23 protein-coding genes are annotated in these 22,285 nt (G+C 71.4%); 15 read left to right on the forward strand and 8 right to left on the reverse strand.

Features of this window, described 5'->3' with window-relative positions; all coding sequences use genetic code 11:
* The first annotated feature begins 72 nt into the window (after positions 1-72).
* Complete coding sequence (gene whiG / locus ACZ4U1_RS26440; RefSeq protein ID WP_030649029.1) at positions 73-915, forward strand: RNA polymerase sigma factor WhiG; 843 nt, start codon at positions 73-75, stop codon at positions 913-915.
* Positions 916-979: 64 nt separating this feature from the next.
* On the forward strand, positions 980-1,537 hold the full coding sequence (locus ACZ4U1_RS26445) for a TetR/AcrR family transcriptional regulator (RefSeq protein ID WP_467906684.1): 558 nt from the start codon (positions 980-982) through the stop codon (positions 1,535-1,537).
* A 70-nt stretch (positions 1,538-1,607) separates the two neighbouring features.
* On the opposite strand, the gene ACZ4U1_RS26450 is transcribed toward ACZ4U1_RS26445, so the two are convergent.
* Positions 1,608-2,180, reverse strand: a complete 573-nt coding sequence (locus tag ACZ4U1_RS26450) for a peptidoglycan DD-metalloendopeptidase family protein (RefSeq protein WP_467906510.1) — start codon at positions 2,178-2,180, stop codon at positions 1,608-1,610.
* Between the two features lie 274 nt (positions 2,181-2,454).
* Here ACZ4U1_RS26450 and rpsB point away from each other — a divergent pair, with 274 nt between their 5' ends.
* The 13 genes from rpsB (at position 2,455) to ACZ4U1_RS26515 (ending at position 15,415) form a co-directional block, all read left to right on the forward strand.
* Complete coding sequence (gene rpsB / locus ACZ4U1_RS26455) at positions 2,455-3,345, forward strand: 30S ribosomal protein S2 (RefSeq protein ID WP_467906512.1); 891 nt, start codon at positions 2,455-2,457, stop codon at positions 3,343-3,345.
* Positions 3,346-3,518: 173 nt separating this feature from the next.
* Positions 3,519-4,355, forward strand: a complete 837-nt coding sequence (gene tsf, locus ACZ4U1_RS26460; RefSeq protein WP_467906514.1) for a translation elongation factor Ts — start codon at positions 3,519-3,521, stop codon at positions 4,353-4,355.
* Between the two features lie 203 nt (positions 4,356-4,558).
* Positions 4,559-5,317, forward strand: a complete 759-nt coding sequence (gene pyrH / locus ACZ4U1_RS26465; protein WP_014675284.1) for a UMP kinase — start codon at positions 4,559-4,561, stop codon at positions 5,315-5,317.
* 176 nt (positions 5,318-5,493) lie between these two features.
* Positions 5,494-6,051, forward strand: coding sequence for a ribosome recycling factor (gene frr / locus ACZ4U1_RS26470; RefSeq protein ID WP_014675285.1), 558 nt, complete (start codon positions 5,494-5,496; stop codon positions 6,049-6,051).
* Positions 6,051-7,193 (forward strand): phosphatidate cytidylyltransferase, encoded by a 1,143-nt coding sequence (locus ACZ4U1_RS26475; protein WP_467906516.1) that lies wholly within the window; start codon positions 6,051-6,053, stop codon positions 7,191-7,193. Before frr ends, ACZ4U1_RS26475 begins: the two co-directional genes overlap by 1 nt.
* Before the next feature lie 191 nt (positions 7,194-7,384).
* Positions 7,385-8,638, forward strand: coding sequence for a cytochrome P450 (locus ACZ4U1_RS26480; protein ID WP_467906518.1), 1,254 nt, complete (start codon positions 7,385-7,387; stop codon positions 8,636-8,638).
* Between the two features lie 40 nt (positions 8,639-8,678).
* Positions 8,679-8,876, forward strand: a complete 198-nt coding sequence (locus ACZ4U1_RS26485) for a hypothetical protein (protein WP_467906520.1) — start codon at positions 8,679-8,681, stop codon at positions 8,874-8,876.
* A gap of 169 nt (positions 8,877-9,045) precedes the next feature.
* Positions 9,046-9,480, forward strand: coding sequence for a hypothetical protein (locus tag ACZ4U1_RS26490; RefSeq protein ID WP_467906522.1), 435 nt, complete (start codon positions 9,046-9,048; stop codon positions 9,478-9,480).
* A 65-nt stretch (positions 9,481-9,545) separates the two neighbouring features.
* Complete coding sequence (gene rlmN, locus ACZ4U1_RS26495) at positions 9,546-10,652, forward strand: dual-specificity RNA methyltransferase RlmN (RefSeq protein ID WP_467906524.1); 1,107 nt, start codon at positions 9,546-9,548, stop codon at positions 10,650-10,652.
* Between the two features lie 201 nt (positions 10,653-10,853).
* Complete coding sequence (locus tag ACZ4U1_RS26500) at positions 10,854-11,927, forward strand: thiamine ABC transporter substrate-binding protein (protein WP_467906526.1); 1,074 nt, start codon at positions 10,854-10,856, stop codon at positions 11,925-11,927.
* Between the two features lie 44 nt (positions 11,928-11,971).
* A complete protein-coding gene (locus ACZ4U1_RS26505) occupies positions 11,972-13,573 on the forward strand; it encodes an ABC transporter permease (RefSeq protein ID WP_467906527.1) in 1,602 nt (533 codons plus the stop codon).
* On the forward strand, positions 13,574-14,593 hold the full coding sequence (locus ACZ4U1_RS26510) for an ABC transporter ATP-binding protein (RefSeq protein WP_467906529.1): 1,020 nt from the start codon (positions 13,574-13,576) through the stop codon (positions 14,591-14,593).
* A gap of 24 nt (positions 14,594-14,617) precedes the next feature.
* Entirely contained in the window at positions 14,618-15,415 is a 798-nt protein-coding gene (locus tag ACZ4U1_RS26515) for a maleylpyruvate isomerase family mycothiol-dependent enzyme (RefSeq protein ID WP_467906531.1), read from the forward strand.
* A 65-nt stretch (positions 15,416-15,480) separates the two neighbouring features.
* Here ACZ4U1_RS26515 and ACZ4U1_RS26520 read toward each other — a convergent pair whose 3' ends face one another.
* The 7 genes from ACZ4U1_RS26520 to ACZ4U1_RS26550 all read right to left on the reverse strand — a co-directional run bounded on the left by ACZ4U1_RS26520 (position 15,481) and on the right by ACZ4U1_RS26550 (position 22,265).
* Positions 15,481-16,182, reverse strand: a complete 702-nt coding sequence (locus tag ACZ4U1_RS26520) for an LAETG motif-containing sortase-dependent surface protein (RefSeq protein ID WP_467906533.1) — start codon at positions 16,180-16,182, stop codon at positions 15,481-15,483.
* A gap of 166 nt (positions 16,183-16,348) precedes the next feature.
* Complete coding sequence (locus tag ACZ4U1_RS26525) at positions 16,349-17,473, reverse strand: LOG family protein (protein ID WP_467906535.1); 1,125 nt, start codon at positions 17,471-17,473, stop codon at positions 16,349-16,351.
* A gap of 36 nt (positions 17,474-17,509) precedes the next feature.
* Complete coding sequence (locus ACZ4U1_RS26530; RefSeq protein WP_467906537.1) at positions 17,510-17,917, reverse strand: VOC family protein; 408 nt, start codon at positions 17,915-17,917, stop codon at positions 17,510-17,512.
* A gap of 121 nt (positions 17,918-18,038) precedes the next feature.
* The gene (locus ACZ4U1_RS26535) at positions 18,039-19,448 is read right to left on the reverse strand and encodes a hypothetical protein (protein ID WP_467906539.1); all 1,410 of its coding nucleotides are present in this window, start codon (positions 19,446-19,448) and stop codon (positions 18,039-18,041) included.
* Entirely contained in the window at positions 19,430-20,170 is a 741-nt protein-coding gene (locus ACZ4U1_RS26540) for an ABC transporter ATP-binding protein (protein ID WP_467906541.1), read from the reverse strand. Before ACZ4U1_RS26540 ends, ACZ4U1_RS26535 begins: the two co-directional genes overlap by 19 nt.
* A gap of 189 nt (positions 20,171-20,359) precedes the next feature.
* Positions 20,360-21,724, reverse strand: coding sequence for an aspartate aminotransferase family protein (locus tag ACZ4U1_RS26545; protein WP_467906543.1), 1,365 nt, complete (start codon positions 21,722-21,724; stop codon positions 20,360-20,362).
* Positions 21,725-21,743: 19 nt separating this feature from the next.
* Complete coding sequence (locus tag ACZ4U1_RS26550; protein WP_467906545.1) at positions 21,744-22,265, reverse strand: Lrp/AsnC family transcriptional regulator; 522 nt, start codon at positions 22,263-22,265, stop codon at positions 21,744-21,746.
* Positions 22,266-22,285: the final 20 nt, after the last annotated feature.

Genomic DNA, 22,285 nt, shown 5'->3' on the forward strand with positions numbered 1-22,285 from the left:
CGCACGAACCCCACTTCCACCCACTCCACGGCAGTTCACGGCACTTCACGGCAGAACGGCACAAGGCGACGAATGCCCCAGCACACCTCCGGGTCCGACCGGGCGGCGATCCCCCCAGCCGCCCGCGACGGCGGCAGCGTGCGACCTCCCGCACCCTCGACGCTCGACGAGCTGTGGCGGTCGTACAAGGCGACGGGGGACGACCGGCTGCGGGAGCAGCTGATCCTGCACTACTCGCCGCTGGTCAAGTACGTGGCGGGCCGGGTCAGCGTCGGGCTGCCGCCCAACGTGGAGCAGGCCGACTTCGTCTCCTCCGGAGTGTTCGGGCTGATCGACGCGATCGAGAAGTTCGACATCGACCGGGAGATCAAGTTCGAGACGTACGCGATCACCCGGATCCGCGGCGCGATGATCGACGAGCTGCGGGCGCTGGACTGGATCCCCCGCTCGGTCCGGCAGAAGGCGCGGAACGTGGAGCGTGCCTACGCCACCCTGGAGGCACGGCTGCGGCGGACCCCGACGGAGGGGGAGGTGGCCGCCGAGCTGGGCATGGAGGTCGACGAACTGCACGCCGTGTTCAGCCAGTTGTCGCTGGCCAACGTGGTCGCCCTGGAGGAGCTGCTGCACGTCGGCGGCGAGGGCGGGGACCGGCTCAGCCTGATGGACACGCTGGAGGACACCGCCGCCGACAACCCCGTGGAGGTGGCCGAGGACCGTGAGCTGCGGCGGTTCCTGGCGCGGGCGATCAACACGCTGCCCGAGCGGGAGAAGACCGTGGTCACCCTGTACTACTACGAGGGACTGACCCTCGCCGAGATCGGCAATGTGCTCGGCGTCACCGAGAGCCGGGTCAGCCAGATCCACACGAAGTCGGTGCTGCAGCTGCGGGCCAAGCTGGCGAGCTTCGGGCGCTGAGTCCTCCCTTCCCGGGCGGCCGGTCCGTAAAGTGGTCGGCGTGCCAAGGATTCGAGCGGCCTCCGTGGCCGAACACCGGTCGATGCAGCGAGCCGCCCTGCTGGACGCGGCTCGGTCCCTGCTCTCCGAGGGTGGGACGGAAGCGCTGACCTTTCCGGCGCTGGCCGAGCGGACGGGGCTGGCGCGGTCGTCCGTGTACGAGTACTTCCGGTCCCGGGCCGCCGTGGTCGAGGAGCTGTGCGAGGTCGACTTCCCGGTGTGGGCGGCGGAGGTCGCGGCGGCGATGGAGCGCGCCGCGTCGGCCGAGGGCAAGGTCGAGGCGTACGTACGGCAGCAACTGGCGCTGGTGGGGGACCGGCGGCACCGGGCGGTCGTCGCCATCTCCGCGAGTGAGCTGGACGACGGGGCGCGGGAGAAGATCCGGGCGGCCCACGGGGGGCTGGTCGCGATGATCGTCGAGGCGTTGGGGGAGATGGGGCACGGGCAGCCCCGGCTCGCGGCGATGTTGCTGCAGGGGGTGGTGGACGCGGCGGTGCGGAGGATCGAGCTGGGGGCCGCGGAGGATCCCGCGGTGGTGACGGAAGCGGCCGTTGCCATGGCCCTGCGGGGTGTGAAGGGCTGAGCCCCGCCCTGGCCGGGGGCGACCCGAAGGGGCGCGGGGAACCGCGCGGCCGGCCGCGGGCGGCCCGCGGCTACGGCACGACGACCGGCAGCAGCCTCGACGGCCCCCTCGCCAGCAGCCACGGTGGCAGCAGGGACAAAGGGTTCAGGTAGGCCGCACCTCGCAGCACGCCCCAGTGCACGCACGTCGCCGGCCCGCAGTGGGAGCCGGCCGGCTCCACCACCCCCACCACCTCACCCGCCCCCACCTCGTCCCCTTTCTCCACGGACGGGCGTACCGGTTCGTACGTGGTGCGCAGGTCCGTGCCCTCCAGTTCCAGCGAGACCACCCCCTTCCCGGCCACCCGTCCCGCGAACAGCACTCGGCCGGCCGCGACCGCCCGCACCGGAGCGCCGGGCGGGGCGGCGAGGTCCACGCCGCGGTGCCCGGGGCCGTACACCGTCGCCGGTGGTTCCCAGCCGCGCAGGACCGGTGGGCGCAGGCCGACCGGCCAGGCGCGGGCGAGAGCCGGGACGCGGGGCTGCGGAGCCGTCGGCGAAGCCGTCGGCGGGGCCGGAGGCGGGGTGCCGGCCCGCGCCGGGGGAGTCAGTGCCGTAGCCGCCGAGGCCAGCAGCAGGGCCGTTCGGAGCATCACGTGTCGCATGCCGACACCGTCCCGCAGCCCCGCCGATCATGTCCGGAGCCTGTGGACTACTCGCCGGTTGTGGACAGTGGCGTCACCCGGTGCCCCGCCGGTCCCGTACACTTCTTCTGGCGATCCGGGTCACCGGGTCGACTTCGCACGCCCCGGTACGGCTTCCGGCAACGGTTCGTACCAAGCGCCCCTCGGTCCTTCGCGGCACGGCGCATCGCGGGCGTCAGGCGCGACCGCCGTCCGGCGGACGCGGCACAACCGAGAACACCAAGGAGATACGGCCATGGCCGTCGTCACGATGCGGGAGCTGCTGGAGAGCGGCGTCCACTTCGGTCACCAGACCCGTCGCTGGAACCCGAAGATGAAGCGCTTCATCTTCACCGAGCGCAACGGCATCTACATCATCGACCTGCTCCAGTCGCTGTCGTACATCGACCGCGCCTACGAGTTCGTCAAGGAGACCGTCGCCCACGGCGGCACGGTCATGTTCGTCGGTACGAAGAAGCAGGCGCAGGAGGCCATCGCCGAGCAGGCCACCCGCGTCGGCATGCCCTACGTCAACCAGCGCTGGCTGGGCGGCATGCTCACCAACTTCTCGACCGTCTACAAGCGTCTGCAGCGCCTGAAGGAGCTGGAGCAGATCGACTTCGAGGACGTCGCGTCCTCCGGTCTGACCAAGAAGGAGCTGCTGGTCCTCTCCCGCGAGAAGGCCAAGCTGGAGAAGACCCTCGGCGGTATCCGCGAGATGCAGAAGGTGCCCAGCGCCGTCTGGATCGTGGACACCAAGAAGGAGCACATCGCCGTTGGTGAGGCCCGGAAGCTGAACATTCCGGTCGTCGCGATCCTCGACACCAACTGCGACCCCGACGAGGTCGACTACAAGATCCCGGGCAACGACGACGCGATCCGCTCCGTCACCCTGCTCACCCGTGTGATCGCCGACGCCGTCGCCGAGGGCCTCATCGCCCGCTCCGGCGTCGCCACCGGTGACAAGGGCGAGAAGGCCGCGGGCGAGCCGCTCGCCGAGTGGGAGCGCGACCTGCTCGAGGGTGAGAAGAAGGCCGAGGAGACCCCGGCCGCCGAGGCTCCCGCCGCCGAGGCTCCGGCCGCTGAGGCTCCGGCCGCTGAGGCTCCGGCTGCCGAGGCTCCGGCCGCCGAGGGCGAGCAGGCCTGACGTCAGCGTTGACGGCGGGGGCGGTACGGCATCCCACGGCGCCTTCGGCGCGGTGAAGTCCGCCCCCGCTGTTCATCCGCAGGTCACAGGCGGGTCGGAGATCTGCATCTCCATGTAGAACGCAGACCCCCTGAACTTCGATCTTCCAGACTTCGAGAAAGACTCACAGACTCATGGCGAACTACACCGCCGCCGACGTCAAGAAGCTCCGTGAGCTGACCGGCGCCGGCATGATGGACTGCAAGAAGGCGCTGGACGAGGCCGAGGGCAACGTCGACAAGGCCGTCGAGGCGCTGCGCATCAAGGGCCAGAAGGGCGTCGCCAAGCGCGAGGGCCGCTCCGCCGAGAACGGCGCCGTGGTTTCCATCATCGCCGACGACAACTCCTCCGGTGTCCTGGTCGAGCTGAAGTGCGAGACGGACTTCGTCGCCAAGGGCGAGAAGTTCCAGGCCGTGGCCAAGGCCATCGCCGAGCACGTCGCCAAGACGAACCCGGCCGACATCGAGGCCCTGCTCGCCTCCGAGATCGAGCCCGGCAAGACCGTCCAGGCGTTCGTGGACGAGGCCAACGCCAACCTCGGCGAGAAGATCGTCCTGGACCGCTTCGCGCAGTTCGCCGACGGCTACGTCACCGCCTACATGCACCGCACCATGCCCGACCTGCCCCCGCAGATCGGTGTCCTGGTCGAGTTCGACAAGCCGAACGCCGAGGTCGCCAAGGGCATCGCCCAGCACATCGCCGCCTTCGCGCCGAAGTACCTCGCCAAGGAGGACGTGCCGGCCGAGGTCGTCGAGTCCGAGCGTCGTATCGCCGAGGAGACCACCCGCGCCGAGGGCAAGCCCGAGGCCGCGATCGCGAAGATCGTCGAGGGTCGTCTGAACGGTTTCTTCAAGGACGCCACGCTGCTCGGCCAGCCGTACGCGCTGGACAACAAGAAGTCGGTCCAGAAGGTGCTGGACGAGGCCGGTGTCACCCTGAAGCGCTTCTCGCGCATCAAGGTCGGCATCTGAGTCCGTACCGCGATCGACGCGCGACCCGGCGAGAATTCTCGATAGGGTCGACCGCAGTCGTCCGCGCACACCGCCACACCCCGGCGTGAGGCGGACGGCAGCAGATCTGACGAGGAGGCCATTGCCGCGCATGGGAGCGAAAAGCACCCCCATCGGCAATGGCCTTCTTCGTATGTGCAACACGTGAAAGAGGCGGGATCCCCATGACCACCAAGGCCCAGAAGAGCGACGACGGCAAAGTACGCGGCCGGTTTCTGCTGAAGCTGTCCGGAGAGGCCTTCTCCGGTGGCGGGGGCCTGGGCGTCGACCCGGACGTGGTGCACAAGATCGCCCGCGAGATCGCGGCCGTCGTGCGCGACGGGGCCCAGATCGCGGTCGTCATCGGCGGCGGCAACTTCTTCCGCGGCGCCGAACTCCAGCAGCGCGGCATGGACCGCGCCCGCTCCGACTACATGGGCATGCTCGGCACCGTGATGAACTGCCTCGCCCTCCAGGACTTCCTGGAGAAGGAGGGCATCCAGTCCCGCGTCCAGACCGCCATCACCATGGGCCAGGTCGCCGAGCCGTACATCCCGTTGCGCGCCGTGCGCCACCTGGAGAAGGGCCGCGTGGTCATCTTCGGCGCCGGTATGGGCATGCCCTACTTCTCCACCGACACCACCGCCGCCCAGCGCGCCCTGGAGATCGACGCCGAGGCGCTGCTCATGGGCAAGAACGGCGTGGACGGGGTCTACGACTCCGACCCCAAGACCAACCCCGACGCCGTCAAGTTCGACGCCCTCGGCTACGGCGAGGTCATCACCCGCGACCTCAAGGTCGCCGACGCCACCGCCATCACGCTGTGCCGCGACAACAAGCTCCCGATCCTCGTCTTCGAGCTTCTCGCGGAGGGCAATATCGCCCGCGCCGTCAAGGGTGAGAAGATCGGCACGCTGGTGGGTGACCAGGGCAGCCGGGACTGACCCGGGATCAACCCGGCCGGTGATGTGCGGCCCTGTGAGGGGGCCGGACCCCGGCCGGGGGATGGACAATGTCCTGCCGGTCGGGAACCGTGCAGGAAGAAGACGCGACGCAGCCGGCCGCCGACCGACTTCAGGAACCGCAGCCGGGCCTTACTCAAGACACGCAGGAGCAAGTGGTGATCGAAGAGACCCTCCTCGAAGCCGAGGAGAAGATGGAGAAGGCCGTCGTGGTCGCCAAGGAGGACTTCGCCGCGATCCGCACCGGGCGTGCGCACCCGGCGATGTTCAACAAGATCGTGGCCGACTACTACGGTGCCCCGACGCCGATCAACCAGCTGGCCTCGTTCTCCGTGCCGGAGCCGCGCATGGCGGTCGTGACCCCGTTCGACAAGAGCGCGCTGCGCAACATCGAGCAGGCGATCCGCGACTCCGACCTGGGCGTCAACCCCAGCAACGACGGCAACATCATCCGGGTGGTGTTCCCCGAGCTGACCGAGGAGCGCCGCCGCGAGTACATCAAGGTCGCCAAGGGCAAGGGCGAGGACGCCAAGGTGTCCATCCGCTCGGTGCGCCGCAAGGCCAAGGACGCCATCGACAAGCTGATCAAGGACGGCGAGGTCGGCGAGGACGAGGGCCGTCGTGCGGAGAAGGAGCTGGACGACACCACGGCGAAGTACGTCGCCCAGGTGGACGAGCTCCTCAAGCACAAGGAAGCGGAGCTGCTCGAAGTCTGATGAGCGACTCTTCCTGGGGGGCGCCGCCAGCGGCGGGCCAGGCCGGGTACTGGGGGTCCGCCGGGGGCGGGCCCGCCCAGCCTGTCCCGGGGGCCGTTCCGGCGGGTCCCGCGTACGATGCGCCTGAGGCGCAGCAGACTCGCCCCATGCCCATCGTGCCCGAGGGACCCGCGTACGGCGGAGACCAGGACGACGACCGGGGGGCCGCGCGGCTGAGCGGCCCCCTGTGCGCAGACGCGACGTTCCAGACCGGGGAACTCCCGGCCGAGACCCAGAACCCGGAGCCCATGCCCGACGCCCCGCAGCCGGCGCCAGCGCCGCAGAAGAAGAGCGCGGGCCGTGACCTGAGCGCGGCCATAGGCGTCGGTGTCGGACTCGGTGTGGTCATCGTCGCGTCCCTGTTCGTCGAGAAGGCCGTCTTCGTCGGTGTGATCGCGGTCGCCGTCGTCGTCGGCCTGTGGGAGCTGACCAGCAGGCTCCAGGAGCGCAAGGGCATCAAGGCGCCGCTGGTGCCGCTCGCGGTCGGCGGTGCGGCGATGGTCGTCGCCGGCTATGTGCGCGGCGCCGAGGGCGCGTGGGTCGCCATGGCGCTGACGGCGCTGGCCACGCTGGTCTGGCGGATGACGGAACCACCGCAGGACTACCTCAAGGACGTCACGGCCGGTGTCTTCGCCGCGTTCTACGTGCCCTTCCTGGCCACGTTCGTCGCGATGATGCTCACCGCCGACGACGGCCCCTGGCGGGTCCTCACCTTCCTGCTCCTGACGGTCGTCAGCGACACCGGCGCGTACGCGGTCGGCTGGCGTTTCGGCAAGCACAAGCTCGCCCCGCGCATCAGCCCCGGCAAGACCCGCGAGGGCCTGCTGGGCGCGGTGCTGTTCGCGATGACCGCGGGCGCGCTGTGCATGCAGTTCCTGATCGACGACGGCACCTGGTGGCAGGGCCTGCTGCTGGGCCTCGCGGTCGCGGCCAGCGCCACGCTGGGCGACCTCGGCGAATCCATGATCAAGCGGGACCTGGGCATCAAGGACATGGGCACCTTGCTCCCCGGTCACGGCGGCATCATGGACCGCCTCGACTCGCTGCTGCCCACCGCGCCGGTGGTGTGGCTGCTGATGGTGATCTTCGTCGGGTCGGCCTGAGGGGTACGGCTCCACGGTCCCCGTCCCGGGCGCGGGGCGGGGACCGTCGTCGTGTCCCGGCCTGCCCCGGATGCCGCAGCACAAGTCGGCGGCCGGGACCCGGGCGCGGCAGACTCCCTGACAGGACGGCGTTTCCGCCGCCCGGTGACGCAGCAGGCCGCCGCCCGGCGACGCAGCAGGGAGTGAGCCCGATGCCCCTCGACCCGGCCCCCACCCCGGCCCCCTCGGAGCCCTCGGCGCCCGCCCCCGCCCCGCCGGTGAGGTTCTGGCCCGTCGAGGACCTGCCCGCACTCGACCCCGACCCCCTCCTGGACGAGCTGCTGCGCGAGGAGCCGGTCGCCCGGATCAAGCTGCCGTACGGCGCGGGACACGCCTGGCTGGTCACCCGGTACGAGGACGTCCGCTTCGTCACCTCCGACCCGCGCTTCTCCCGGGAACAGGTCGTCGGCCGCGATGTCACCACCATGCGCCCGGTGCCGGTGGCCTCCCAGACGGCGGGCCTGCAGTACATCGATCCGCCCCGGCACACCCGGCTGCGCCGGGTCGTCGCCCGCGCGTTCACCGGCAGCAGCATGCGGCGGCTGCGCCCGCTCGCGGAGCGCCGGGCCGCCGAACTGCTCGACGGGATGGAGCGGGCCGGCGCGCCCGCCGACCTCATGGAGCACCTGCACGGCCCGTTCCCGATCGCCCTCATCCGTGACTTCCTCGGCGTGGACGAGAAGGACTGGCACCGCTGGGCCGAGACGGGCGAGGCTCTGCTGTCCGCGGGCGCCGACTCCGAGGAGCGGGCCCGCGAGGCCGCCCGGACCACCCGGGCCCGGATCACCGAACTGCTCCGGCAGCGCCGTGCGGAACCCCGCGAGGACCTGGCCGGCGTACTGGCGCAAGCCGCCGCGGCGGGCGAGATCACCGACGACGAGGCGGTCTCCCTCGCCATCGCCGTGCAGGTCAGCGGGGGTCACGCGGTCCGCAGCAACAGCGGCTCGATGATGTACGCGCTGCTCACCCACCCCGCGCAGCTGGACCGGCTGCGCCGGGAACCGGAACTGCTGCCCCGGGCCGTGGAGGAGCTGTTGCGCTACGTCCCCCACCGCAACGGCGTCGGCATCCCCCGGATCGCCACCGAGGACGTCGAGGTCGGCGGCCGGCTGATCCGTGCCGGAGACGTGGTCTACAACTCCTATGTCGCCGCCAACCGCGACCCCGAGGTCTTCCCCGACCCCGACGCCCTGGACTTCGACCGCCAGGGCGCCGCCCACGTCGCCTTCGGTCACGGCCCGCACCACTGCCTGGCCGCCGTCATGGCCCGCATGGAGGCCGAGGTGATGATCGGCTCCGTCCTCACCCGCTTCCCCGGAATCCGCCTGGCCGTGCCGCCCGAGCGGGTCGAGTTCCAGCGGCAGGGCCTGATCCGGGGACCGAGGACGCTGCCCGTGACGTGGTGAGCCGGTCCGTGGCACAGTACGCATGACCACAGGGGGGAACATGATCTTTCTACTGCTCGGTGTCCTGGCGCTCGTCATCGGCGGATGCGTCTGCGTGGTGTGGGCGGAGCGCGGCGGGCCCCGCTGGGTCCGGGTCGTCGCGGCCCTCACGCGCGGGGCGGGCGAGCTGGTGAGCAGCGCCCGGAAGAGCGGCCGCAAGAGCGGCTGGAGCAGCCGGGGCGACGACGGCGACGACTGAAGAGGACGGCCGCGCGGCCCTCGATGTCACCGGGTCCCGCGTACCCCTTGATCACGACGATCTCCGTGTGAGAGCGTACGCGGAACATCGCGCGCTGCGTAAATACGCCGATTTAGACCGTTGTTGCGCAGCCGTTCCTCCATTTCCTCCAGATCGGAAATCAAGCGAAATGAAGGCAATATCCCGGGGCCGCCTCTCGGCCGTCGCCGCTGCCGCCGCGTGCCTGGTCATCGGCACCGCGACCACCGCCAGCGCCGGCACGAACTCGCCCGTCTCGGACGCGAGCAACGGTGACGGCTACGCGTACTTCGTGGCCGACGGCGACAATTTCCTCGTCCACGACAACCTGTGCGACGGCGACACCGTCTGGGCTCAGCTGACGTGGTACAAGTCCGGATACGGCTGGAATTACCGGACGGTCCGCAACACGTCCGGATGCAACACCACGGACACCAGACACCCGTGGAACATCCCCGAGGGCGCGGACGTCTGGGTGAGAGCCTGCGGCAGCGTGGAGGACAACTACTCCAACAGCGGCGCCGGCTACCTCAGCGCCGGCCACGACTGCGACTTCACCCAGGGCGGCCAGCACGGCGTCGCCTGAGCCACCGGCAAGGTCACGGGCATGGGCACGGGGCACGGAAATCGATCTGCGACACTGGTAAGACCATGCCCAAGCCCGGAGAACTCACTTTCGTCGCGCCGCGCGGAGCCAAGAAGCCGCCGCGGCATCTCGCCGACCTCACGCCCGCCGAACGCAAGGCCGCGGTGGCCGAGATCGGTGAGAAGCCGTTCCGTGCCAAGCAGCTCTCGCAGCATTACTTCGCGCGGTACGCGCACGACCCGGAGCAGTGGACCGACATCCCCGCCGGTTCACGCGCCAAGCTCCAGGAAGCGCTGTTCCCGGAGCTGATGACCGTCGTCCGGCATCTGTCCACCGACCAGGGGGACACCCGCAAGACGCTGTGGCGGCTGTTCGACGGCACGCTGGTCGAGTCCGTGCTGATGCGATACCCGGACCGGGTCACCATGTGCATCAGCTCGCAGGCCGGATGCGGTATGAACTGCCCGTTCTGCGCGACCGGGCAGGCGGGCCTGGACCGCAACCTGTCCACCGCCGAGATCGTCCACCAGATCGTGGACGGGATGCGGGCGCTCCGGGACGGGGAGGTGCCGGGCGGGCCCGCGCGGCTGTCCAACATCGTCTTCATGGGCATGGGCGAGCCGCTCGCCAACTACAACCGGGTCGTGGGTGCCATCCGCGCGCTGACCGATCCGGCGCCGGACGGGCTGGGGCTGTCGCAGCGCGGGATCACCGTCTCCACCGTCGGGCTGGTGCCGGCCATCCACCGGTTCGCCGACGAGGGCTTCAAGTGCCGGCTGGCGATCTCCCTGCACGCCCCCGACGACGAGCTGCGCGACACCCTCGTCCCCGTGAACACGCGGTGGAAGGTGCGCGAGGTGCTGGACGCCGGGTTCGAGTACGTCGAGAAGAGCGGGCGCCGGCTGTCCATCGAGTACGCGCTGATCCGGGACATCAACGACCAGGCCTGGCGTGGCGACCGGCTCGGCCGGCTGCTCAAGGGCAAGCCCGTGCACGTCAACCTCATTCCGCTGAACCCGACGCCGGGCTCGAAGTGGACCGCGTCGCGGCCGGAGGACGAGAAGGCGTTCGTGGAGGCCATCGCGGCCCATGGGGTGCCGGTGACCATCCGGGACACCCGTGGTCAGGAGATCGACGGGGCCTGTGGTCAGCTCGCGGCCACCGAGCGGTAATCTGGCCGCGTCCACATATCTTCATATTCCGACAGGGGAGCGCCACAGCGCTGAGAGTGCGGCGGACAGGGCCGCAGACCCTCTGAACCTCGCCCAGGTCATTCTGGGTAGGAAGTTCGGTCATCACCTCAAGCTGTCGTGCCCTGCCCGGGTTCCGGGCGGGGCCGCGTTCTTCCTGGCCAACCCCCAGGAGGACATCCAGTGCACCACAAGACCTTCGTGGCCGTGGCGGTCGGTCTCGGCCTCGTCACGCTGTCCGCGTGCGGTTCCGGCGAGAGCGAGTCGTCCGCGGACTCCAAGACCGTGACCCTGGTCAGCCACAACTCGTGGGCCGTCTCCAAGGACGTGCTCAAGGCGTTCGAGAAGCAGTCCGGATACAAGGTCAAGGTCCTCGAGGACGGCGACGCCGGGCAGGCCGTCAACAAGGCGATCCTGACCAAGGACAACCCGCAGGGCGACGTCTTCTTCGGTGTCGACAACACCCTGCTCTCCCGCGCCCTCGACAACGGCCTGTTCCAGCCGTACGAGGCGAAGGGGCTCGGCACGGTCGGCGCCGAGTACCAGCTCGACAAGGACAAGCACCGGGTCACGCCCGTCGACTACGGCGACATCTGCGTCAACTACGACAAGGCCTGGTTCAGCGAGCACAAGCTGACCCCGCCGAAGTCGTTCGCGGACCTGGCCAAGCCCGCGTACAAGAACCTCCTCGTCACCGAGAACGCGGCCACCTCCTCCCCGGGCCTCGGCTTCCTGCTGGGCAGTGCCGCGCAGTTCGGCGACGACGGCTGGCAGGGCTACTGGAAGAAGCTGAAGGCCAACGGCGTCAAGGTCGTCGACGGCTGGGAGCAGGCGTACACCCAGGAGTTCTCCGGCTCCTCACAGGGGAAGAAGGCCGGCGGCGACCGGCCGCTGGTGGTGTCGTACGCCTCCTCCCCGCCCGCCGAGGTGATCTACGCCAAGAAGCGGCCCGGCACCGCCCCGACCGGGGTGTCCGACGGCACCTGCTTCCGGCAGATCGAGTTCGCCGGGCTGCTGAGCAACGCGCGGAACACCAAGGGCGGCAAGGCGCTGATCGACTTCCTGCTCACCAAGGAGTTCCAGCAGGACATGCCGCTGAACATGTTCGTCTACCCGGTCGTGCGGGGGGCCGCGGTGCCCGCCGACTTCACGAAGTACGGCCCGGCCGCCAAGGACCCCGAGACCATGGCTCCCGACAAGATCGCCGCCAACCGCGACCAGTGGGTCAAGTCGTGGACCTCGCTCGTACTGAAGTAGCCCCCCGAAAGGACCGCGCGGGGAGCGCGGCGCGGCTCGGGCTGATGGCCCTGCCCGTCGCGTTCTTCGCGCTGTTCTTCGCCTGGCCCGTGGCCTCGATCGTCGCCCGCGGGCTGAAGACGGACGGCGCCTGGCACGTCGGGCGGATCGCGGACGTCGTCACCCAGCCGGACCTCCGGCACGTGCTGTGGTTCACCACCTGGCAGGCGCTCGCCTCCACCGCGCTCACCCTGCTGTCCGCCCTGCCCGCCGCCTATGTCCTCGCCCGCCTCGACTTCCCCGGCCGGCAGCTGCTGCGGGCCGTCGTCACCGTGCCGTTCGTGCTGCCGACCGTCGTCGCCGGCAGCGCCTTCCTGGCCCTGGTCGGCCGCCACGGGCTGCTCGACCAGCTGTGGGGGGTACGGCTGGACACCACGGTGTGGGCGATCCTGCTGGCCCACGTCTTCTTCAACTACGCGGTCGTCGTCCGCACGGTCGGCGGGCTGTGGGCCCAGCTCGACCCCCGGCAGGAGGAGGCCGCGCGGATGCTGGGCGCCTCCCCGCTCGCGGCCTGGCGGAAGGTCACCCTGCCCGCGCTCGCGCCCGCCGTGGCCGCCGCCGCCCTGATGGTGTTCCTGTTCACCTTCACCTCCTTCGGCGTGGTGCAGATCCTCGGCGGCCCCACCTTCTCCACCCTCGAAGTGGAGATCTACCGGCAGACCTCCGAGGTCTTCGACCTGTCCACGGCCGCCGTCCTCACCCTCGTCCAGTTCGCGGCCGTCGGCGCGATCCTGGCCGTGCACGCCTGGACGGTACGGCGCCGGGAGACCGCCCTGCGGCTCGTGGACCCGAAGACCACCGCGCGGCGCCCGCGCGGCGCCGGCCAGTGGGCGCTGCTCGCCGGCGTCCTCGCCACCGTCGCCCTGCTGCTGGTCCTGCCGCTCGCCGTGCTCGTCCGACGCTCCCTCGACGCGCCCGGCCTCGGCTACTACCGGGCGCTGACCGAGACGGACGGCGGTACGTTCCTGGTGGCGCCCGTGCACGCGGTGTGGACCTCGCTGGAGTACGCCGTCGCCGCCACCGCCATCGCCGTCGTCATCGGAGGTCTCGCCGCCGCCGCGCTGGCCCGCCGGGACGCCGGACGGCTGGTACGGGGCTTCGACGCGCTGCTGATGCTGCCGCTCGGCGTCTCCGCCGTGACCGTCGGCTTCGGCTTCCTGATCGCGCTCGACAAACCGCCGCTGGACCTGCGCCAGTCCTGGATCCTGGTGCCGCTCGCCCAGGCGCTGGTCGGCGCCCCCTTCGTCGTACGGACCATGCTGCCCGTGCTGCGCGCGGTGGACGTCCGCCTCCGTGAGGCCGCCGCCGTGCTCGGCGCCTCGCCCTGGCGGGTGTGGCGGGAGGTGGATCTGCCGCTGGTGCGGCGGGCGCTGCTGGTCGCGGCCGGGTTCGCGTTCGCCGTGTCGCTCGGCGAGTTCGGCGCGACCGTGTTCATCGCCCGGCCCGACAACCCCACGCTCCCGGTCGCCGTGGCTCGCCTGCTGAGCCGGCCCGGTGACCTCAACTACGGCCAGGCGATGGCCCTTTCGACGATTCTGATGGTGGTGTGCGCCGCCGCGCTGCTGGTGCTGGAGCGGCTGCGCACCGACCGGACCGGGGAGTTCTAGATGCTGCTGAGCCTGGACGCCGCGACCGTGCGCTTCGGCGGGCGGGCCGTGCTCGACGCCGTCGGCCTGGACGTCGCCGAGCACGAGGTGGTGTGCGTCCTCGGGCCCAGCGGCAGTGGCAAGTCCACCCTGCTGCGGGCCGTGGCCGGGCTCCAGCCCCTGTCCGGCGGACGGATCCTGCTCGACGGCCGCGACCAGGCGGGCGTACCCGCGCACCGGCGGGGCGTCGGGCTGATGTTCCAGGACCACCAGCTGTTCCCGCAGCGGGACGTCGGCGCGAACGTCGCCTTCGGGCTGCGCATGCACGGCGTCGCCAAGGGGGAACGGGCGGCCGAGGCGGGCCAGTTGCTGGAGCTGGTCGGGCTGCCGGGGGCCGCCCGGCGGGCCGTGGCCTCCCTGTCCGGCGGTGAGCAGCAGCGTGTGGCCCTCGCCCGGGCGCTCGCGCCCCGGCCCCGGCTGCTGATGCTGGACGAGCCGCTCGGCCAGCTCGACCGCTCGCTGCGGGAACGGCTGGTGGTCGAACTGCGGGAACTGTTCGGCCGGCTGGGGACGACCGTGCTCGCCGTCACCCACGACCAGGGCGAGGCGTTCGCGCTGGCCGACCGGGTGGTGGTGATGCGGGACGGGCGGATCGCGCAGACCGGGACGCCGCTCGAGGTGTGGCAGCGGCCCGCCGACGCGTTCGTGGCCCGTTTCCTCGGCTTCCAGAACGTGGTCCCGGCGACCGTGGCCGGTACGGCCGCCGACAGTCCGTGGGGCAAGTTGCCGGTGCCGGACGGCTCCGCGCAGGGCAACCGCACGGTCCTCGTCCGTCCGGCCGGAATCCGGCTGGTACCGGCCGACCAGGGCCTGCCCTGCACGGTGACCGCCCGCACCTTCAAGGGCACCCATGTGGCCCTCCACCTCCAGCCGGCGGACGGTCCGCGCCTGGAGGCGGCCTGCCCGCTCAGGGACGCGCCGGAACCCGGCGCCTCGGTCGGCGTGGAGTTCGACGTGGCCGAAACCCTCGTGCTGGACTGATCATCGCGCCCGTAGGGTGAGGGCATGCCTTTGCTCACGCATGACCGTTACTGTGACGAAATCGCCCACCAGGTCGAACAGTTGAGAGCCGTGGTGACCTCCGGCGCCGACCTGTCCGCAACGGTGCCGACCTGCCCGGACTGGTCGCTGGAAGACCTCGTACGGCACATGGGGGGCGCCCTGCGCTGGGTGGACGCCCTGGTGCGCACCCGGGCGCAGGAGAACATCCCGCCGGAGCGGGTGCCGCTCGGCGCCGGTCCGGAGGAACACGGGGACGCGGCGGCCCTGGACAAGTGGCTCGCCGACGCCGGCGAGCGGGTCGTCGGCGCGCTGCGCGAGGCCGGCCCCGACACCGAGGTGTGGGCCTGGACCGGGATGCTGAACACCGGCTTCTGGGCCCGCCGTATGGCCTGCGAGATCACCGTGCACCGGGCCGACGCCGCGCTCGCCGCCGGGCTGCCCTACGAGCTGGCGCCGGACATCGCGGCGGACGCGCTGGACGAGTGGCTGCAGCTCGTGGAGTGGGTGCAGCGCACCGGGGCACGGGAGTCGGCGAAGGAGCTGCGCGGCCCGGGGCGCTCGATCCATCTGCACGCCACCGACGCCGACCCGGACCTGAACGCCGAGTGGATCGTCGAGCTGGGCGAGGAGGGCGTGAGCTGGCGGCGCGGGCACGAGAAGGCCACGGTCGCCCTGCGTGGCCCGCTCACCCCGGTGCTGCTCGCCTTCTACCGCCGGCTGCCGCTGGACACGCCCGGCCTGGAGGTGCTCGGCGACCGGGAGCTGCTGGAGTTCTGGCTGGAGCGGACCACGTTCGGCTGACGTACCGGCCCGCCCCCTGAGGACGGGAGGGCGGGCCGGTGCGCGGTACGACGGGGGGTGCGGGCTCAGCCGTTGCGGCCCGTCCCGCGGCGGCGCATGCCGAACCAGACCGCGCCGCCGCCGACGACGACCAGGAGTGCCGCGATCCCGGCGATCAGACCGGTGTTGGAACTGGCACCGGTCTCCGCCAGGTTGGAGTCACCGACCGCCGGGGACGGCGCGTTCTCGGAGGTGCCCGCCGGGGCGGTGCTCGACTCGGAGGCCGACGGCGTCGGCGTGGCCGGCTCGGCCGGCTCGGCCGGGGCGGACGTGGAGGTGGACGGGGACGGCGACGGCGTGGTGCTGGCCGAGGGTGCCGGGGTCCGGCTCTCGGTCTTGCAGGCGGTGGCCGGGGTCACCAGATCGGGCTGGATGTCCTCGTCGACGGCCTGGTCGGCCTTGACGTGGATCCGGTAGGTGGCGCTGGGCTTCCAGTCCTCCGCGAAGGTGATCCGGGCGCCCTCCTTCGACCCCTTGACCGGCTGCTCGCCGACCTTCGTCTCGACGCCGCCGACGCCCTTGAGGAAGACGGTGACGGTGGCGTCCTTGGCGGAGGCGTCCGTGTCGGTGACGACGATGACGCCCTTGCCGCCGACGCACTTGGCCTCGGCGGAGAAGTCCTTGATGTTGCCCGCGAGAGCGGAGCCGGCCAGGCCCAGCACCAGCGCGGCCGATCCGGAGGCGACACCCAGCACGCGCACGGAACCGCGTACGCTACGGCGAGTCATGGACAACGTTTGTCCTTTACAGAGAGCAATTGCGGGGGGTGGAAGGGGGGTTGGGGCGACGGATGAGGCGAGGCCCCGGCATCCCCCGGAGGCTCACAGGTTTATAAGCGCTCCGTAAGTAGTGTCAACGCGTCTGCCGTCAACGGCCGTTGACTTTGCCCGCTTATTAACCACCCAGACGTTTGATCGCCTCCGCAGCCTGCTCGATCCGGTCGACAAGGGCGATACGGGACTCCATCGCCCTGCCCCGCGCCAGCGATTGCAGCAGCGGCCAGGCGGGCAGCTCCCGCGTCCAGTGCCCGCTGTCCACCAGCACCATCGGGGTCGGCTCACCGCGCGACTCGTAGTAGTTGGGCGTCGCGTTGTCGAAGATCTCCTGCACGGTCCCGGCGGCGCCCGGCAGGAACACCACCCCGGCGGTGGAGCGGGCCAGCAGGCCGTCCTCGCGGGTGGCGTTGGCGAAGTACTTGGCGAGGTGCGCGGCGAACGCGTTCGGGGGTTCGTGGCCGTAGAACCAGGTGGGGATGCCCACCGAGTCCCCGCCGCCCGGCCAGCGCTCGCGCACCTCGAACGCGGCGCGCGCCCAGTCGGTGACCGACGGCCGGAACGAGGGCGCCTTGGCGAGCAGCCGGAGCGCGTCCTCCAGCATGTCGTCGGCGAACGGGGCGGCGTACGCGCCGAGGTTGGCCGCCTCCATCGCGCCCGGTCCGCCGCCGGTTGCGACCGTGAACCCGGCGCGGGTCAGTGCGCGGCCGAGCCGGGCGGCACCGGCGTAGGCGGTGGTCCCGCGCGCCATGGCGTGGCCGCCCATGACTCCCACCACCCGGGCGCCGGCGAGGAGTTCGTCCAGGGCGTCGGAGACGGCGTCGTCGTGGATCGCGCGGAGCATCGAGGCGAAGACGTCACCGTCGGCCTTCGTCCGCTGGAACCAGGCGTAGGCCCGCGCGTCCGGCGTCGCCTCGTACCCCTCGTCCAGGGACTCGAACAATTCGTCGGGCGTGTAGACGAAGGCGCGGTACGGGTCGAACGGGAGCCCCGGTATCGGCGGGAACACCAGGGCCCCGGCGGCCCGGACCCGGGCGGCGGCCTCGGGGTCCATCGGGCAGCCGAGGAAGACGGCGCCCGAGGTGTCGAGGCGGAGCAGGACGTCGGTACGGCCGGTCAGATCGACGGCCTGGACCCGGAACCGGGCGAGCGAGCCGTGCTCGGCGACCACCGCGTCGAACTCGGCGAGGGACTCGATCTCGCGGTCGTGGGCGGCACGGAGCGGCTGGGCGGGTGTCGGTTGCACCCGCCCATGCTGGCACGGACGTTCGGGCCGTGGGGGTCAGCCCTGGACAGCGGCCGGGTCCATCCACATGACCTCCCACGTGTGGCCGTCGAGGTCGTCGAAGGCGCGGCCGTACATGAAGCCGTGGTCCTGGGTCTCGCCGCTCGCCGTGCCGCCCGCCGCGATGGCCTTGTCGACCAGTTCGTCCACCTTCTCGCGGCTCTCGGCGCTCAGACAGATCAGCACCTCGCTGGTCGTCGTCGCGTCGGCGATCTCCTTCTTGGTGAAGGTCGCGTAGAACGGCTTGGTCAGCAGCATCGCGACGATGGTGTCGCTGATCACCACGGAGGCCGCCTTCTCGTCGCTGAACTGCGGGTTGATCGTGTAGCCGAGTTCGGTGAAGAACTTCTTCGAGGCGTCCAGGTCGTTCACGGGCAGGTTCACGAAGATCATCTGCTGGTACATGCGGGCCTCTCCCGTCGGGTCGCGCGCGGTCCGTCCGTCGCGTTCGGGGGGTAGACCGGGGTCCCGCCCCGAACTCATCGGCGATCACCGGACTTTTTTTCGCGGCCGGCCGGACGGGCCGTCAGCGGGTCAGGGGCAGGACCGACAGCGCGGCGATCACCAGGGTGAGCGGGGCGAACAGGGCCAGCAGGGCGGCCGCGCGGAGGGCGGCGGCCACGCGCAGCAGGCCGGCGGGTGCGCCGAGGCGGAGCAGCGCGGTGGTGGTGCCGGCGCGGCACTGGCGGGCCTCCACGGCCGTGGTGAGGAGGGTGGCGACCGTGGAGCCGGCGACGACGAGCGCGCCGAGGGCGGACAGCGGGCCGAAGGCGGGGGCCGGGCCGTCGTGCAGGACGGTCATGGCGTAACCGGCGGACGCCACCGCCGACACCACGCCGAGCGGACGGCCGATCCGGGTGGCCTCCGACATCAGCACCCGGCCGGCGAGCAGCCTGAGCGCACCCGGCCGGCAGGCCTGGAGCAGCCGGCCGCACAGGTGGGTGAGGCCGGGGGAGGCCAGGACGAGACCGGTGGCGGTGAGCAGCCAGCCGAGGAGTACGGCGAGGGAGGGGGCCGGGGCCGAACGGCCGGCGTAGGCGTGGGCAGCGAGACCGGCGGTGACGAGGGCGACGCCCCAGGGGAGGCCGGCGGGGGCTCCGCCGGCAGGCGCGGATCCGGTGTCCTGGGCCGGGGGCTCGGGGTCGCTCGCGCTGTCCGGCGCCGTGTCGCTGCCGTCCTCCTCCGGGTCGGAAGCCGTCCGAGCGGCACGACTGCCCGCGGACTTGAGGGGCTGACGACCGGGTTGCTCGCCGTTGTCGGTGACGTCCGCGGAGCGCGGATCGGCCGCGGCCGGTGCGCCGCCCGTCGGCCGACGGCCGAAACGCGCGCCGAATCGGCCGTACGCCCCGAACGTCTCCCTCTCCGGGGCGTCGCCGTACGCCCCGAAACGCCCGTACCTTCGCGTGTCCCGGGCCGGCGGCCGGGGGTCTCTCGGGCGGAGGGCCACGGCCACCGTGGTGGTCGCTGTGGCCGGGAGGACGGTCAGGAGGGTCACGGTGGCCGGGATCGGGAGGGGGAGGCCCGTGGCCAGGACGTCGGCCGCCGCGCCGTCGAACGGCATGCCCGTGAGGTCGCCGCGCAGGTGGAGGAAGAAGAGCAGGGCCAGCGCCGAGCCCAGGGTGCAGGACAGGGCCGTGGTCAGGGCGGAGATCGCCATGAGGCGGGCCGGGCCCAGGCCCACCGCGGACAGGCCGGGGCGCGGCCGGGTGCCGGGGTCGGTGCGGGCGACGGCGAGCGCGAGGTACACCGTGGCGGCGAGCGGCAGCCCGCACCAGGCCAGGCGCAGCGCGGCGGCGTCCGCGGCCTCGGGGTGGTTCAGGGCGTAGCCGAGGCAGGACAGCAGCAGGAAGCCGGTGCCCGCCGAGGCCGCGGCCACCAGCAGGCGGCGCAGCTGGACGGCGGGCCGGGCGGCGCCGGTCAGACGGAGAGCGAGCACGCGGCCCGGCCTTCCGCGTCGGGGCTGTCCGGCAGGTGCACGGTGTGCACCCGGCGCCCGTCCAGCAGGGCCACCGTGCGGTCGGCGAGGGCGGCGGTGTCGGGGTCGTGCGTGGCGAGGACGACGGTGATGCCGTGCGAGCGGGCCGCCGCGGTGAGGGTGCGCAGCACGTGCGCGCGGTCGGCGCGGTGCAGGGGGGCCGTGGGCTCGTCGGCGAAGAGGACAGCGGGTCCGGGGGCGAGCGCGCGGGCGATGGCGACGCGCTGGCGTTCGGCGTGCTGCAGCTCGTGCGGGCGGCTGCGGGCCTTCTCGCCGACGTCGAGGCGCTCCAGCCACTCCAGCGCGGCCACCTTGGCCCGGCGGCGGCCGGTGCCGCGCAGCATCAGCGGGAGCGCGGCGTTCTCCCAGACGTTCAGCTCGGGGACCAGCACAGGCTCGGGGTCGATCCAGCCGAAGCGGTCCCGGCGCAGCCGCTCGCGGGCCATCGGGCCGAGGGTGTGCACGGGAGAGCTGTTGAACCAGACCTCGCCGCTCAGCACCGGCACCAGTCCGGACAGACAGCGCAGCAGGGTCGTCTTGCCGCTGCCGCGCGGCCCGCTGACGGCGAGGATCTCGCTCTCCCGTACGCCGAGCGAGACCCCGGTGAGTCCGGGGGAGCCGTCGCGGTGCCTGAAGTGCAGGGAGCGTGCCCAGAGCACGTCGTTGTCCGGCGGGGCCTCCATGGGCGTACACCTCGGTTCTGATCCGTTTTCCCGTATCCGATCCCCCGTCCGGGGGAACGAAAGCCGGGCCCATCGGTCACTGGAACGCTAGGCAGCCGGTGCGGGGAGGCCGGACAGCACACGGCCCCGGGCCCCCGTTCTCACTCGAACGGAGGGCGCCGGGGCCGGGCCGGTCATCCAGGCGGATGATCAGAGCTTCGTCCACGCCTCCGTGAGGGTGGCGCGCAGGATCTGCTCGATCTCGTCGAAGGTCTCCTGGTCGGAGATCAGCGGCGGGGCGAGCTGGACGACCGGGTCGCCGCGGTCGTCGGCGCGGCAGTACAGGCCGTTGTCGAAGAGGGCCTTGGAGAGGAAGCCGTACAGGACGCGCTCGGTCTCCTCCTCGTTGAAGGACTCCTTGGTGTTCTTGTCCTTCACCAGCTCGATGCCGTAGAAGAAGCCGTTGCCGCGGACGTCGCCGACGATCGGCAGGTCGTGCAGCTTCTCCAGGGTCGCGCGGAAGGCGCCCTCGTTGTCCAGCACGTGCTGGTTGAGGTTCTCGCGCTCGAACAGGTCGAGGTTGGCGAGGCCCACCGCGGCCGACACGGGGTGGCCGCCGAAGGTGTAGCCGTGCAGGAAGGTGTTGTCGCCCTTGTAGAACGGCTCGGCGAGCTTGTCGGAGATGATGCAGGCGCCGATCGGGGAGTAGCCCGAGGTCATGCCCTTGGCGCAGGTGATCATGTCCGGGACGTAGCCGAACTTGTCGCAGGCGAACATCGTGCCGAGGCGGCCGAAGGCGCAGATGACCTCGTCCGACACGAGCAGCACGTCGTACTTGTCGCAGATCTCGCGCACGCGCTGGAAGTAGCCGGGGGGCGGCGGGAAGCAGCCGCCGGCGTTCTGCACCGGCTCCAGGAAGACCGCGGCGACCGTGTCCGGGCCCTCGAAGAGGATCTGCTGCTCGATCTGGTCGGCGGCCCAGCGGCCGAAGGCCTCCGGGTCGTCACCGAAGATCGGGGCGCGGTAGATGTTGGTGTTCGGCACCTTGTGCGCGCCCGGGACGAGCGGCTCGAACGGGGCCTTGAGGCCCGGCAGACCCGTGATGGACAGGGCGCCCTGCGGGGTGCCGTGGTAGGCGACCGCACGGGAGATGACCTTGTACTTGGTCGGCTTGCCCTGCAGCTTGAAGTACTGCTTGGCGAGCTTCCAGGCGGTCTCGACGGCCTCGCCGCCGCCGGTGGTGAAGAAGACCTTGTTCAGGTCGCCCGGGGCGTGGTCGGCGAGGCGCTCGGCCAGCTCGACGGCCTTGGGGTGCGCGTACGACCACACGGGGAAGAAGGCCAGCTCCTGGGCCTGCTTGAACGCGGTCTCGGCGAGTTCCGTGCGGCCGTGACCGGCCTGGACCACGAACAGACCCGCGAGACCGTCGAGGTAGCGCTTGCCCTTGTCGTCGTAGATGTAGGTGCCCTCACCCCGGACGATGGTCGGGACCGGGGAGTTCTCGTACGAGGACATGCGGGTGAAGTGCATCCACAGGTGGTCGTACGCGGTGCGGCTGAGGTCCTTGGTGCTCACGGTTATCGGGTCCTCACGGTTATCGGGTTCCCCACATGTAGGTCTGCTTCTTCAGCTTCAGGTAGACGAAGCTTTCGGTGGAGCGCACTCCGGGCAGGGACCGGATGCGTTTGTTGATGACGTCCAGCAGGTGGTCGTCGTCCTCGCAGACGATCTCGGCGAGGATGTCGAACGAGCCCGCGGTCATCACCACGTACTCGACTTCCGACATGTCAGTGAGCGCGTCCGCGATCGACTCGACATCGCCCTCGACGTTGATCCCGACCATCGCCTGCCGGCGGAAGCCCACGGTGAGCGGGTCCGTGACGGCGACGATCTGCATCACGCCCTGGTCCAGCAGTTTCTGCACGCGCTGGCGCACGGCGGCCTCGGACAGGCCGACGGCCTTGCCGATCGCGGCGTACGGCCGGCGGCCGTCCTCCTGGAGCTGCTGGATGATGGCGAGGGAGACGGCGTCCAGCTGGGGACTGCCGCCGTTCCTGGACTCGCGGGACGAGTCCCTCTGGTCTGCGCTTCGACTGGCCACGACCTCACTCTGCACGACGTCTCGATAGTTTCGCA

It is taken from the genome of Streptomyces sp. NPDC028928 (assembly GCF_055564915.1).